Here is a 14,495-nt window from a genome sequence, read left to right on the forward strand (position 1 = left end):
AGACACCACGCGATGTTGAATGTAAGTTCTTTGATGCAAAGTGCACCAAAGGCGGCGAATCATACAGAATTTAACCAGGGTATGCAAACTGATCCGCCCGCCGCCTTTCACTAATGTGTATACTAACGCGCCACTTTTCAAGTCAGGAAGATTCGATGCCCGTTGCTCACGTTGCCCTGCCCGTTCCGCTTCCCCGTACCTTTGATTACCTGCTGCCAGATAACATGCAGGCCAAAGCGGGCTGTCGCGTGACGGTGCCGTTTGGCAAACAGCAGCGGATAGGCATTGTGGTTTCCGTGAGCCAGCAAAGTGAGCTGCCCCTCGCGGAACTGAAAAGCGTGGTGGAGGTGCTGGACGACGAGCCGGTCTTCTCTCCCAGCGTCTGGCGCCTGCTGCTGTGGGCCGCCGACTACTATCACCATCCCATTGGCGACGTGCTGTTTCACGCTCTGCCCATTCTGCTGCGGCAGGGCAAAAACGCCAGCCACGCGCCGATGTGGTACTGGTTTGCCACCGAGCAGGGCCAGGCGGTGGATATCAACAGCCTGAAACGCTCCCCGAAACAGCAGCAGGCCCTGGCGGCATTGCGTCAGGGCAGGATCTGGCGTCATCAGGTCGAGAGCCTCGATTTTAACGACGCGGCGCTGCAGGGCTTACGCAAAAAGGGGCTGAGCGAGCTGGCCTGCGAAGCGCCTGCGCTGGTCGACTGGCGCGACGGCTTTAGCGTGGCGGGTGACCGCCTGCGTCTCAATACCGAACAGGCCACCGCCGTCGGGGCGATCCACAGCGCGTCCGATCGCTTCTCGGCCTGGCTGCTGGCGGGCGTTACCGGCTCCGGTAAGACCGAAGTCTATCTGAGCGTGCTGGAAAACGTGCTAGCGCAGGGGAAGCAGGCCCTGGTGATGGTCCCGGAAATCGGCCTTACCCCACAGACCATCGCCCGTTTTCGCGAGCGGTTTAACGCCCCGGTGGAGGTGCTGCACTCCGGTTTAAACGACAGCGAGCGCCTCAGCGCCTGGCTGAAAGCCCGCAACGGCGAAGCGGCGATTGTGATTGGCACCCGGTCCTCCCTGTTCACGCCGTTTAAGAATCTGGGCGTGATCGTTATCGACGAAGAGCACGACAGCTCCTATAAACAGCAGGAAGGCTGGCGCTATCACGCCCGCGACCTGGCGGTGTACCGCGCCCACAGCGAGCAGATCCCGATTATTCTCGGCTCGGCCACGCCGGCGCTGGAGACGCTGCACAACGTGCGCCAGCGCAAATACCATATGCTGCGCCTGACGCGCCGGGCGGGGAATGCGCGTCCCGCCGTGCAGCATGTGTTGGATCTGAAAGGTCAGCAGGTGCAGGCGGGATTAGCCCCGGCGTTGATTACCCGCATGCGTCAGCACCTGCAGGCCAACAACCAGGTGATCCTGTTTCTCAACCGTCGCGGCTTTGCCCCGGCGCTGCTGTGCCATGACTGCGGCTGGATAGCCGAATGCCCGCGCTGCGATCACTACTATACCCTGCATCAGGCCCAGCACCACCTGCGCTGCCACCACTGCGACAGCCAGCGCCCGATCCCACGTCAGTGTCCCTCCTGCGGCTCGACGCATATGGTGCCGGTCGGGCTGGGCACCGAGCAGCTGGAACAGGCGTTAACGCCTTTCTTCCCGGGCGTGGCGATCTCGCGTATCGACCGCGATACCACCAGCCGCAAGGGCGCGCTGGAGCAGCAGTTGGCGGAAGTCCATCGCGGCGGCGCGCGGATCCTGATTGGCACCCAGATGCTGGCGAAAGGGCATCATTTCCCGGACGTGACCCTGGTGGCGCTGCTGGACGTTGACGGCGCGCTCTTCTCGGCGGATTTCCGTTCCGCAGAGCGCTTCGCCCAGCTCTACACCCAGGTGGCAGGCCGCGCCGGGCGTGCCGGTAAGCAGGGCGAGGTGGTGCTGCAAACCCACCATCCCGAACACCCGCTGCTGCAAACCCTGCTGCATAAAGGCTACGACGCCTTCGCCGAGCAGGCGCTGGCCGAACGCCAGACTCTGCAGCTCCCGCCGTGGACCAGCCATGTGATTATCCGCGCCGAGGATCACAACAACCAGCAGGCACCGCTGTTCCTCCAGCAGCTGCGCAACCTGCTGCAGGCCAGCCCGCTGGTGGATAATCAGCTGTGGATTTTAGGCCCGGTTCCGGCGCTGGCCCCGAAACGTGGGGGCCGTTATCGCTGGCAAATTCTGCTGCAACACCCTTCCCGAATCCGCTTGCAGCATATCGTCAGCGGAACGTTAGCATTAATTAACACGCTGCCAGAAGCGCGCAAAGTGAAGTGGGTGCTGGACGTCGATCCTATCGAAAGCTAAAAAATGGTGGGAGGCGGATCGAAAAATTAAACATGCCTCACACTTTTTATGAAAATTCTGTAACCGCTTCCATTCGCAATCTGATAAAACTGACTCAGTCAGAAGAGCGGTGATACGCCGGCGAGGAGAAGAGGTTGAAGTCCAGGAAAGAGGTCGCCTCAGCGACCATGAAAGATGTTGCCCTGAAAGCAAAAGTCTCAACGGCAACGGTATCCCGAGCCTTAATGAATCCCGATAAAGTCTCTCAGACCACACGTAATCGTGTTGAGCAGGCTGCGCTGGAGGTCGGTTATCTGCCTCAGGCGATGGGACGTAACGTCAAACGTAACGAATCCCGCACCATCCTGGTCATTGTGCCCGACATCTGCGATCCCTTTTTCAGCGAAATTATCCGCGGCATCGAAGTGACCGCCGCGGCACAGGGCTACCTGGTGCTGATTGGCGACTGCGCGCACCAGAATCAGCAGGAAAAAACCTTCATTGACCTGATTATTACCAAGCAGATCGACGGCATGCTGCTGCTCGGCTCACGTCTGCCCTTCGATGCCAGCATTGAAGAGCAGCGCAATCTGCCGCCGATGGTGATGGCCAACGAATTCGCCCCTGAGCTGGAACTGCCTACCGTTCACATCGACAACCTCACCGCCGCGTTTAATGCCGTGAACTATCTGCAGGAGCTGGGCCATAAGCGCATCGGCTGTATCGCCGGGCCGGAAGAGATGCCGCTGTGCCATTATCGCCTGCAGGGTTACGTTCAGGCGCTGCGCCGTACCGGGGCGACGGTCGATCCGCACTACATTGCCCGGGGCGATTTTACCTATGCCGCAGGCGGGCTGGCGCTGGAAAAACTGCTCTCGCTGCCACAGCCGCCAACCGCAGTGTTCTGTCACAGCGACGTGATGGCGTTGGGCGCGCTCTCGTATGCCAAGCGCCATGGCCTGAATGTGCCGAAAGATCTCTCCATCATTGGCTTCGATAACATTTCCCTGTCTGAGTTTTGCGATCCACCGCTCACGACCGTGGCGCAGCCGCGCTATGAGATAGGCCGGGAAGCGATGCTGTTGTTACTGGATCAACTGAACGGTCAAACGGTCAGCAGCGGCTCCCGTTTACTGGACTGTGAATTGATTGTTCGCGGTTCAACCCAGGCGCTAACGTAAAGCCACCGCCTTTCAGACGTCCTCATCTGGTCAAAGGCCCGTCGCTTAAGTAACATGACGGGCTGACAAACGAATAAATACAGCGAAACGATAGTGGCACAACGAGATTATGTACGTCGCGGCCAGCCGGCACCTTCGCGACGCAAAAAGAGTAGCTCACGGAAACCGCAACGCAGCATGCCTGCGGTCTCGCCTGCCATGGTCGCGATTGCGGCGGCAGTACTGGTGGCATTCATCGGCGGCCTCTGGTTCATTACGCACCATAAAAAAGAAGAAGCAGAAGCGCTGCAGGGCAATAAAGTTGTCGGCAATGGCTTACCGCCGAAACCGGAAGAGCGCTGGCGCTATATTAAAGAGCTTGAGAGCCGCCAGCCGGGCGTGCGTGCGCCGACAGAACCGTCTGCCGGTGGCGAGGTGAAAGATCCTACCCAGTTAACCAACGAACAGCGTCAGCTGCTGGCACAGATGCAGGCCGATATGCGCCAGCAGCCTACCCAGCTCAACGAAGTGCCGTGGAATGAGCAGACGCCAGCACAGCGCCAGCAAACGCTGCAGCTACAGCGTCAGCGCCAGGCACAGCAACAAGCTCAGCAGCAACAGCAACAACAACAGCAGTGGGCGCAGAGCCAGACGGTACAGCAGCCGAAAACGCAACCGCGCGTGACGGAACAACCGCGTACCGCCCAGACTCAGCCGGTTCAGCAGCCAAAAGCGCAGCCGTCTAAGCAAAATCAGCCGTATCAGGATCTGTTGCAGACCCCGGCGCATACCACCGCCCAGGCGCCGAAAACGCAGCAGGCCGCGCCGATCACCAGAGAGACCGAGGCGCCAAAGCCGACGGCTGAGAAGAAAGACGAACGCCGCTGGATGGTGCAGTGCGGCTCCTTCAAAGGCGCAGAGCAGGCAGAAACCGTGCGTGCGCAGCTGGCTTTCGAAGGTTTTGATTCACGCATCACCACCAACAACGGCTGGAATCGCGTGGTGATTGGCCCGGTCAAAGGCAAAGACAATGCCGATGGCACCATCTCTCGTCTGAAGATGGCAGGTCACACAAACTGCATTCGACTCGCCTCCGGGGGTTGAAACCCCCAAAATCCCCCCCATCTATCATTCTATTCAGCCCTGAGCACTGGCTCAGGGCTTCTGTTTCCCGATTTTGTAACCAGGGGGTCTGCTCGTGACAACAATAGTAAGTGTACGCCGTAACGGCCAGGTGGTGATTGCCGGTGATGGCCAGGCCACACTGGGTAATACCGTCATGAAAGGCAACGTGAAAAAAGTGCGTCGTCTGTATAACGACAAAGTGATCGCCGGTTTTGCAGGCGGTACTGCTGACGCCTTCACGCTGTTTGAACTGTTTGAACGCAAACTGGAAATGCACCAAGGCCATCTGGTAAAAGCCGCCGTTGAGCTGGCGAAAGACTGGCGTACCGACCGTATGCTGCGCAAGCTTGAAGCGCTGCTGGCGGTGGCCGATGAAAATGCCTCGCTGATCATCACCGGTAACGGTGACGTGGTGCAGCCAGAAAACGATCTGATTGCGATCGGCTCCGGCGGCCCGTACGCCCAGGCCGCTGCGCGCGCGTTACTGGAAAATACCGAGCTGAGCGCTCGTGAAATTGCCGAGAAGGCGTTGGGTATTGCAGGCGATATCTGCATCTACACCAACCACTTCCATACCATCGAAGAATTGAACTCAAAAGCGTAAGGATCTCCCATGTCTGAAATGACCCCACGCGAAATTGTCAGCGAACTGAACAAACACATTATCGGCCAGGATAACGCCAAGCGTTCGGTGGCAATTGCCCTGCGTAACCGCTGGCGTCGTATGCAGCTGGATGAATTGCTGCGCCACGAAGTCACACCGAAAAACATTCTGATGATCGGCCCGACCGGTGTCGGTAAAACCGAGATCGCCCGTCGTCTGGCGAAACTGGCTAATGCGCCGTTCATCAAAGTCGAAGCGACCAAGTTCACCGAAGTAGGTTATGTCGGTAAAGAAGTGGACTCTATCATCCGCGATCTGACCGATTCTGCGATTAAAATGGTGCGCGTCCAGTCTATCGAGAAAAATCGCTATCGCGCCGAAGAGATGGCGGAAGAGCGCATCCTGGATGTGCTGATCCCACCGGCGAAAAATAACTGGGGCCAGAACGAACAACCTGCTGAGCCGTCCGCCGCACGCCAGGCATTCCGCAAAAAACTGCGTGAAGGCCAGTTGGATGACAAAGAGATTGAGATCGATCTCGCCGCTGCGCCAATGGGCGTGGAAATCATGTCACCTCCGGGCATGGAAGAGATGACCAGCCAGCTGCAGTCCATGTTCCAGAACCTGGGCGGGCAGAAGCAGAAGCCGCGTAAGCTGAAAATCAAAGACGCGATGAAGCTGCTGATTGAAGAAGAAGCGGCGAAACTGGTGAACCCGGAAGAGCTGAAGCAGGATGCCATCGACGCCGTTGAACAGCACGGTATCGTGTTTATCGATGAGATCGATAAAATCTGTAAGCGCGGTGAATCCAACGGTCCGGATGTCTCCCGTGAAGGCGTACAGCGCGATCTGCTGCCGCTGGTTGAAGGCTGCACCGTCTCCACCAAGCACGGCATGGTGAAAACCGACCACATTCTGTTTATCGCTTCTGGTGCATTCCAGGTGGCGAAGCCGTCTGATCTGATCCCGGAGCTGCAGGGTCGTCTGCCAATTCGCGTTGAGCTGCAGGCGCTGACTACCGAAGACTTCGAGCGCATCCTGACCGAGCCAAACGCCTCTATCACCGTGCAGTACAAAGCGCTGATGGCCACTGAAGGTGTGAACATTGAGTTCACCGAAGACGGTATCAAGCGTATCGCCCAGGCGGCATGGCAGGTTAACGAAACCACCGAAAACATCGGTGCGCGTCGTCTGCACACCGTGCTGGAACGCCTGATGGAAGACATCTCTTATGATGCGAGCGACCTGAATGGTCAAAGCATTACCATCGATGCTGACTATGTGAGTAAGCACCTTGATGCTTTAGTAGCAGATGAAGATCTGAGCCGTTTTATCTTATAATCGCGGTCATTGCATTTTCATCACTGATGATGGGGCTGAAAAGCCCCATTTTTATTGGCTAATAATCCTATGACAGAAATCAGCCGTACGCGTGCCTGGCTGGAAAGCCTGCGCCCTAAAACCCTTCCTCTCGCCTTCGCCGCCATTGTAGTGGGTACGGCCCTCGCGTGGTGGCAGGGACATTTCGATCCCCTGGTGGCGGCGCTGGCGCTGATCACCGCCGGGCTACTGCAAATCCTCTCCAATCTTGCCAACGATTATGGCGATGCCGTCAAAGGTAGCGATAAGCCCGACCGTATCGGGCCCTTGCGCGGGATGCAGAAAGGGGTGATCACCCAGGCGCAGATGAAGAAAGCGCTGATTATCACCGTGGTGCTGATTTGTCTTTCCGGGATTGCGCTGGTGCTGGTGGCCTGTAAAACCCCGGCGGATGCGGTTGGCTTCCTGGTGTTGGGTCTGCTGGCGATTATCGCGGCGATCACCTATACCGTCGGTACTCGCCCTTACGGTTACATCGGGCTGGGCGATATTTCGGTGCTGGTATTCTTCGGCTGGCTGAGCGTGATGGGCAGCTGGTATCTGCAGGCGCATACGCTGATCCCTGCTCTGGTCCTGCCGGCCACCGCCTGCGGCATGCTGGCGACGGCGGTGCTGAATATTAACAACCTGCGCGATATCGACAGCGATCGGCTGAACGGGAAAAACACCCTGGCGGTGCGTCTGGGGCCGGTGAATGCGCGCCGCTATCACGCCTGCCTGCTGATGGGCGCCTTGCTCTGTCTGGCGCTGTTTAACCTGATATCGCTGCACAGCGTCTGGGGCTGGCTGTTTGTGCTTGCCACGCCGCCGCTGGTCAAACAGGCGCGTTTCGTCATGCGCGAGCAGAGCGCCTCGGCGATGCCGCCAATGCTGGAACGCACGGTAAAAGGGGCGTTACTGACTAACCTGTTGTTCGTGATTGGGATTGTGCTTAGCCAGACGCTACGTTAGCTGACAAATATCAATTAACAATTGATGATTTTGCCAACAATGCGTTTCGCGCGATATACTGAAATCACTCGCAGCAACTGAACCTTAAGCCTATGAAATACGATACCTCTGAGCTTTGTGACATCTACCAGGAAGATGTTAACGTCGTAGAACCGCTGTTTTCCAACTTTGGAGGACGGTCGTCGTTTGGCGGACAGATCATCACGGTGAAATGTTTTGAGGACAACGGGTTGCTGTACGATCTGTTCGAACAGAACGGCCGTGGTCGCATCCTGCTGATCGACGGCGGCGGCTCCGTGCGTCGCGCATTAATCGATGCAGAACTTGCCCGTCTCGCCACGCAAAACGAGTGGGAAGGCATGGTGGTCTATGGCGCGGTGCGCCAGGTAGATGACCTCGAAGAGCTGGACATCGGTATTCAGGCCATTGCCGCTATTCCGGTGGGTGCCGCAGGTGATGGCATTGGCGAAAGCGACGTGCGCGTCAATTTCGGCGGGGTGACGTTCTTCTCCGGCGACCATCTGTATGCCGATAACACCGGCATTATCCTGTCTGAAGATCCGCTGGATATTGAGTAATAAAAAGCCGGGTGGCGGCTTCGCCTTACCCGGCCTACAAATTCTGCTTATTCCCTATAGCTTTCGCGGTGTAGCAAGGCGGCAAGCAAATGAATCCCCAGAAACATAGATATCTATGTGACTGGGGTGAATGCGTGCAGCCAACGCCGCTACGACGTGAAAGATGACGGGAATTAGACCTCTTCCATACGTCCCAGCAGAGCATGCAGACGATCCTGCCAGCCAGTCTGCTGTTCGCGCAGGTGGTGGTTTTCACGCTCCAGCTCTTCGCGACCGTGCTGGGCAGTCTGAATTTCCTGCGACAGCGCGTTGTTTTTTTCTTTCAGCTCTTCGATTTCCATCTGCAGCAGGGTGATGGTATCAATCGCCTGCTGTACTTTCGATTCCAGTTTCTCAAACACTTCTAACGACATAATGCTACCTCTCCTGAATTTGCAAGGCGACGCTTGACATAAACGCGCACAACACCTGGTGTCGATTGTATGGAGCCCCGCCCTCCCTGTCCAGCGGCAGACCGCGCAGATTGCGGTTTGCAACACTTTTCAGCCTCCTCCTGGTGCGTTCGCGTCATATACCCCTAAATTGTTAACACTTTAGTTAATGGAATGCTTCGTCCCGTCCTGGCCTGTAAACGCTAACGCACACTTAATGGCGCGTTATCGCTCATTTTGTTGACGCGGCACACACATTTTAAGTTCGATATTTCTCGTTTTTGCTCGTTAACGATAAATTAACACTGTGACTACAGGACATCGTGGCGATTGTGACGATCGGCGCGATGACAATAACCATTATTATTCTTTCAGGATCCGATTATGAGTGAAACATCAACCTTAAAAGGCCAGTGCATCGCAGAGTTCCTGGGTACTGGGTTGTTGATTTTCTTTGGCGTAGGATGCGTGGCGGCGCTCAAAGTGGCGGGCGCCAGCTTCGGTCAGTGGGAGATCAGCATCATCTGGGGTCTGGGGGTGGCGATGGCCATCTACCTGACGGCAGGTGTTTCAGGTGCCCATCTCAACCCTGCGGTAACCATCGCGCTGTGGCTGTTTGCCTGCTTCGACAAACGCAAGGTTGTTCCCTTTATTGTGGCGCAGTTTGCCGGTGCCTTTTGCGCCGCAGCGTTAGTTTACGGGCTCTATTACAATCTGTTTGCTGACTTCGAACAGACACACCATATGGTACGCGGCAGCGTCGAGAGCCTTGACCTGGCGGGTATCTTCTCAACCTATCCGAATCCGCACATTAACTTTGTGCAGGCCTTCGCGGTGGAGATGGTGATCACCGCTATTCTGATGGGCGTCATCATGGCGCTGGGTGATGATGGCAACGGCATTCCGCGCGGGCCGCTGGCACCGCTGCTGATCGGTTTACTGATTGCGGTGATCGGTGCGTCCATGGGGCCGCTGACGGGCTTCGCCATGAACCCGGCGCGTGACCTGGGGCCAAAGACCTTTGCCTTCTTCGCGGGCTGGGGCGATGTGGCCTTTACCGGCGCGAAAGATATTCCCTACTTCCTGGTGCCGCTGTTCGGCCCGATCGTTGGGGCATCGCTGGGCGCATTCGGCTATCGTAAGCTAATTGGACGCCATCTGCCGTGCGACACCTGTGTGGTTGAGGAGAAGAAAAGCCTCTCCCCGACTGAATCAAAAGCTTCGCTGTAATCTGACTACGGGACTCATAAAATGACTGACAAAAAATATATCGTTGCGCTCGACCAGGGCACGACCAGCTCCCGCGCTGTCGTTATGGATCATGACGCGAACATCGTCAGCGTGTCACAGCGCGAATTCGAGCAAATCTACCCTAAGCCAGGCTGGGTTGAACACGACCCGATGGAGATCTGGGCATCGCAAAGTTCAACGCTGGTTGAAGTGCTGGCGAAAGCGGATATCAGTTCCGACGAGATTGCGGCAATTGGCATCACCAACCAGCGTGAAACCGCCATTGTCTGGGAACGCGAAACCGGTAAGCCGATTTATAACGCCATCGTCTGGCAGTGCCGCCGTACCGCGGATATCTGCGAGAAACTCAAGCGAGACGGCATGGAAGAGTACGTGCGCAGCGCCACCGGCCTGGTGGTGGACCCGTACTTCTCCGGCACCAAGGTGAAATGGATCCTTGACCACGTTGAAGGCTCCCGCGAGCGCGCCAAACGCGGCGAACTGCTGTTCGGCACCGTGGACACCTGGCTTATCTGGAAGATGACCCAGGGGCGCGTTCACGTCACCGATTACACCAACGCCTCGCGCACCATGCTGTTCAACATCCATGAGCTGGACTGGGATGACAAAATGCTGGACGCGTTGGACATCCCGCGTGCCATGCTGCCGCAGGTGCGTAAATCGTCTGAAGTGTACGGCCAGACCAACATCGGCGGTAAAGGCGGCACCCGTATTCCGATTGCCGGGATCGCCGGCGACCAGCAGGCGGCGCTGTTTGGCCAGCTGTGCGTCAAAGAAGGGATGGCGAAAAATACCTACGGCACCGGCTGCTTCATGCTGATGAATACCGGCGAGAAGGCGGTGAAATCAGAGCATGGCCTGCTGACCACCATCGCCTGCGGCCCGCGCGGGGAAGTGAACTACGCCCTCGAAGGCGCGGTATTTATGGCCGGGGCCTCGATTCAGTGGCTGCGCGACGAGATGAAGCTTATCAGCGATGCCTTCGACTCGGAGTATTTCGCCACCAAGGTGAAAGACACCAACGGGGTGTATGTGGTACCGGCCTTTACCGGTCTGGGCGCGCCATACTGGGATCCGTATGCCCGCGGGGCGATTTTCGGCCTGACGCGTGGGGTGAACTCTAACCACATTATCCGCGCCACGCTGGAGTCGATTGCCTATCAGACCCGTGACGTGCTGGAAGCGATGCAGGCTGACTCCGGCATTCGTCTGCACGCCCTGCGTGTCGACGGCGGCGCGGTGGCTAACAACTTCCTGATGCAGTTCCAGTCTGACATTCTGGGCACCCGCGTGGAGCGCCCGGAAGTGCGTGAAGTAACGGCGCTGGGGGCGGCTTACCTTGCCGGTCTGGCGGTCGGCTTCTGGCAGAACCTGGATGAGCTGCAGGAGAAAGCGGTCATCGAGCGTGAATTCCGCCCGGGCATCGAAACCACCGAACGCAACTACCGTTACAGCGGCTGGAAGAAAGCCGTGAAACGCGCCCTGGCGTGGGAAGAGCACGACGAGTCCTAATAGTTCCCCTCACCCTAACCCTCTCCCCAAAGGGGAGAGGGAATTGGAACACCCTCGCGGGTCCCCAGCCCGCACCCCACCCCACTCTGTGATAAACTTCGTGCAATTCCTTTTGACCGCACGAGTACCCCATGAAACGTGAACTTGCTATCGAATTCTCCCGCGTGACCGAAGCCGCCGCCCTGGCAGGCTACAAGTGGCTTGGCCGTGGCGACAAAAATATCGCCGACGGTGCCGCCGTCCATGCCATGCGCATTGTGCTTAACCAGGTCAACATCGACGGCACCATCGTGATTGGCGAAGGCGAAATCGACGAAGCACCAATGCTGTTTATCGGTGAGAAAGTCGGAACCGGCAACGGCGACGCGGTGGATATTGCCGTCGACCCGATTGAAGGCACCCGCATGACCGCCATGGGGCAGGCTAACGCCCTGGCCGTGCTGGCCGTGGGCGATAAAGGCACCTTCCTCAATGCGCCCGATATGTATATGGAGAAGCTGATTGTCGGGCCGGGCGCCAAAGGGGTTATCGATCTCAATCTGCCGCTGGCGGATAACCTGCGCAATATCGCCGCCGCGCTCAATAAACCGCTGAGCGAACTGACGGTCACCATCCTGGCAAAACCGCGTCATGATGTAACGATTGCCCACATGCAGCAGCTGGGTGTGCGCGTCTTTGCTATTCCCGATGGTGACGTGGCGGCCTCTATCCTCACCTGCATGCCGGACAGCGAAGTCGACGTGCTGTATGGCATCGGCGGCGCGCCGGAAGGGGTGGTTTCCGCCGCGGTGATCCGTGCTCTCGACGGCGATATGCAGGGGCGTCTGCTGGCCCGTCACGACGTGAAAGGCGACAGCGAAGAGAACCGCCGTATCGGTGAGCAGGAGCTGGTCCGCTGTGCCGCAATGGGCATCGAGGCCAATACCGTGCTGCGTCTCGATGATATGGCGCGCAACGATAACGTCATCTTCTCGGCCACCGGCATCACCAAAGGCGACCTGCTGGACGGCATCACCCGCAAAGGCAATATGGCCACCACCGAAACGCTGCTGATCCGCGGTAAATCACGCACCATTCGCCGCATTCAGTCGATTCACTATCTCGACCGCAAAGATCCCGACGTGCAGACCCACATTCTGTAAAACCATTTGATCAATTGAGCTTTCCGGCCCCCACGGGCTGGAAATCTCCCTCTCAGGTAAGGAAGATAGAACCCGAGATCAGCACAGGAGAACATCATGGCAGACTGGGTAACAGGTAAAGTCAAAAAGGTAGAGTTCTGGACCGATGCGCTATTTAGTCTCACCGTCCATGCGCCCATTCATCCCTTTACGGCCGGGCAATTTGCCAAGCTGGGGCTGGAAATCGACGGCGAACGCGTGCAGCGCGCCTACTCCTATGTCAACGCGCCGGATAACCCGGATCTCGAGTTCTATCTTGTCACCGTCCCCGATGGCAAACTCAGCCCGCGCCTGGCGGCCCTCAAACCAGACGATGAGATCCAGATCGTCAGCGAAGCCGCTGGTTTCTTCGTGCTTGAGGAAGTTCCGGACTGCGACACTCTGTGGATGCTGGCGACCGGTACCGCCATTGGCCCGTATCTGTCGATCCTGCAATACGGGAAAGACCTGGAACGTTTTAAAAACATCGTGCTGGTACATGCCGCACGCTATGCCGCTGATCTGAGCTATCTGCCACAGATGCTGGAACTGCAGAAGCGCTATGAAGGGAAAGTGAAAATTCAGACGGTGGTGAGCCGCGAAACGGTGCCAGGTTCCCTGACCGGACGCGTACCGGCGCTGATTGAAAACGGTGAACTGGAAGCTGCCGTTGGCCTGCCGATGACCGCCGAGACCAGCCATGTGATGCTGTGCGGCAACCCGCAGATGGTGCGCGACACCCAACAGCTGCTGAAAGAGACCCGGCAGATGACCAAGCATTTACGCCGTCGGCCGGGCCATATGACTGCAGAGCACTACTGGTAATTAACGGTACTTTACGTCGATCGTATCTTTGCCGTATTTGTTCTCGCCCTGGGTGCCCACAAACGCGCCCAGGTCGACAATAATCATCACAAAAATAATGGTCGGGATCAGCCTGCCAACCACCCACGGCAGCATGGAAGGCAGCATCGACCAGTTGCCCGCCAGTAGCATCCACGCCAGCACTACCAGCAGCGCCCATAGCCCCGAGCGCCCCCGATCGTGCAGACGTTTCACTAATACCGCCGCGGTCGGCCACAGCAGCGAAACCAGCGCGAATGCCGCCGTCTGGGTATTTAGCCACGCGTTATTGGCAAGAATAAACAGACCCAGCATGGCGACAATCCATACGCCAATCCAGATCCAGAAATCACGGCGTCCAATACGCCCTTTGAATGAAAACAACCACTGCTGTATGGTCATGCCAGGTTCCTTATTATCATTGCGGAGCGTAGTTTACCCTGGAGTCGCATCCTTTTGACAAGCCAGCCAGATATCGTTTTAATCGTCACAGTAACATTCAGAGACTTTATTGATGAAGATGTGGTTTCACCTTATTTGGCTGGGTTTAACACTGTCGTGCGCGAGCGTTTCTCTGCGCGCTGCTGAGACATCCGCACCGGCAACCGCTCCCTATGTGATGCCGGGCGCGCCGTCGTTTGATCAATCCATTAGCCTGTTCCGCGAGGGCTTCAACAGCGATAACCCCACTTTGTCGCTGAATGAGTTTCGCGCCATAGATGGCGCCCGCGATACCCCCAATCTGACCCGCGCCGCCAGCAAAATTAATGAGAATTTGTACGCTTCAACGGCGCTGGAACGCGGAACGCTCAAAATCAAGAGCATGCAGATCACCTGGTTGCCGATCCAGGGGCCGGAGCAGAAAGCCGCCAAAGCCAAAGCGCTGGAGTACATGAGCGCCATTTTACGGGCGTTTACCCCGGCGTTGACCAAATCACAAAGCCAGCAAAAGCTGCAAAAGCTGCTGGCTGCCGGTAAAAACAAACGTTACTACGCCGAAATGGAAGGCGCGGTTCGCTATGTAGTGGCAGATAACGGCGAAAAGGGGCTGACCTTCGCTGTTGAACCGATTAAGCTGGCGTTATCTGAGACCCTCGGCGGGGCGAATTAATGACAAAAAGCAAAGCCTTTCGAGGGAAAATCTCTATACTGATTCACAGACCATGCTGC

Annotated in this window: 14 protein-coding genes; 12 read left to right on the top strand and 2 right to left on the bottom strand. The window is 57.3% G+C overall.

The window, feature by feature from the left end; genetic code table 11:
• Positions 1–155 precede the first annotated feature (155 nt).
• The 7 genes from priA to rraA all read left to right on the top strand — a co-directional run bounded on the left by priA (position 156) and on the right by rraA (position 8,128).
• Positions 156–2,351, top strand: a complete 2,196-nt coding sequence (priA, locus tag SOM40_RS22850; protein WP_312079781.1) for a primosomal protein N' — start codon at positions 156–158, stop codon at positions 2,349–2,351.
• Between the two features lie 167 nt (positions 2,352–2,518).
• Positions 2,519–3,511, top strand: coding sequence for a DNA-binding transcriptional regulator CytR (cytR, locus tag SOM40_RS22855; RefSeq protein ID WP_501050893.1), 993 nt, complete (start codon positions 2,519–2,521; stop codon positions 3,509–3,511).
• 93 nt (positions 3,512–3,604) lie between these two features.
• Positions 3,605–4,594 (top strand): cell division protein FtsN, encoded by a 990-nt coding sequence (gene ftsN / locus SOM40_RS22860; RefSeq protein WP_106995789.1) that lies wholly within the window; start codon positions 3,605–3,607, stop codon positions 4,592–4,594.
• Between the two features lie 94 nt (positions 4,595–4,688).
• Positions 4,689–5,219, top strand: coding sequence for an ATP-dependent protease subunit HslV (gene hslV, locus SOM40_RS22865; RefSeq protein ID WP_090465309.1), 531 nt, complete (start codon positions 4,689–4,691; stop codon positions 5,217–5,219).
• A gap of 9 nt (positions 5,220–5,228) precedes the next feature.
• Positions 5,229–6,560 carry an ATP-dependent protease ATPase subunit HslU gene (hslU, locus tag SOM40_RS22870; RefSeq protein WP_106995788.1) on the top strand — a complete coding sequence of 444 codons (1,332 nt, stop codon included), beginning with the start codon at positions 5,229–5,231 and terminating at the stop codon, positions 6,558–6,560.
• Between the two features lie 69 nt (positions 6,561–6,629).
• Entirely contained in the window at positions 6,630–7,550 is a 921-nt protein-coding gene (gene menA, locus SOM40_RS22875; RefSeq protein ID WP_261645399.1) for a 1,4-dihydroxy-2-naphthoate polyprenyltransferase, read from the top strand.
• A 92-nt stretch (positions 7,551–7,642) separates the two neighbouring features.
• Positions 7,643–8,128 (top strand): ribonuclease E activity regulator RraA, encoded by a 486-nt coding sequence (gene rraA, locus SOM40_RS22880; protein ID WP_106995786.1) that lies wholly within the window; start codon positions 7,643–7,645, stop codon positions 8,126–8,128.
• Between the two features lie 173 nt (positions 8,129–8,301).
• Here the strand turns inward: rraA and zapB are convergent, their stop codons facing one another.
• Positions 8,302–8,541, bottom strand: a complete 240-nt coding sequence (gene zapB, locus SOM40_RS22885; RefSeq protein ID WP_106995785.1) for a septal ring assembly protein ZapB — start codon at positions 8,539–8,541, stop codon at positions 8,302–8,304.
• 402 nt (positions 8,542–8,943) lie between these two features.
• Here zapB and SOM40_RS22890 point away from each other — a divergent pair, with 402 nt between their 5' ends.
• From SOM40_RS22890 to fpr, 4 genes are all read left to right on the top strand, one after another.
• Positions 8,944–9,789, top strand: a complete 846-nt coding sequence (locus SOM40_RS22890; protein ID WP_106995784.1) for an MIP/aquaporin family protein — start codon at positions 8,944–8,946, stop codon at positions 9,787–9,789.
• A 21-nt stretch (positions 9,790–9,810) separates the two neighbouring features.
• Positions 9,811–11,322: a glycerol kinase GlpK gene (gene glpK, locus SOM40_RS22895; RefSeq protein ID WP_106995783.1), complete on the top strand. Its 1,512-nt coding sequence runs from the start codon at positions 9,811–9,813 to the stop codon at positions 11,320–11,322.
• 131 nt (positions 11,323–11,453) lie between these two features.
• Positions 11,454–12,464, top strand: coding sequence for a class II fructose-bisphosphatase (gene glpX, locus SOM40_RS22900; RefSeq protein ID WP_320531162.1), 1,011 nt, complete (start codon positions 11,454–11,456; stop codon positions 12,462–12,464).
• Positions 12,465–12,560: 96 nt separating this feature from the next.
• Positions 12,561–13,307 (top strand): ferredoxin--NADP(+) reductase, encoded by a 747-nt coding sequence (gene fpr, locus SOM40_RS22905; RefSeq protein ID WP_106995781.1) that lies wholly within the window; start codon positions 12,561–12,563, stop codon positions 13,305–13,307.
• Here the strand turns inward: fpr and SOM40_RS22910 are convergent, their stop codons facing one another.
• Positions 13,308–13,727 carry a DUF805 domain-containing protein gene (locus SOM40_RS22910; protein WP_106995780.1) on the bottom strand — a complete coding sequence of 140 codons (420 nt, stop codon included), beginning with the start codon at positions 13,725–13,727 and terminating at the stop codon, positions 13,308–13,310.
• Positions 13,728–13,839: 112 nt separating this feature from the next.
• Here SOM40_RS22910 and SOM40_RS22915 point away from each other — a divergent pair, with 112 nt between their 5' ends.
• The gene (locus SOM40_RS22915; protein WP_320531161.1) at positions 13,840–14,436 is read left to right on the top strand and encodes a DUF1454 family protein; all 597 of its coding nucleotides are present in this window, start codon (positions 13,840–13,842) and stop codon (positions 14,434–14,436) included.
• The last annotated feature ends 59 nt before the right edge of the window (positions 14,437–14,495 follow it).

The organism is Leclercia sp. CFBP8987 (assembly GCF_034044995.2).
In the GTDB taxonomy this organism is placed as follows: Bacteria; Pseudomonadota; Gammaproteobacteria; order Enterobacterales; family Enterobacteriaceae; genus Enterobacter; species Enterobacter tamurae.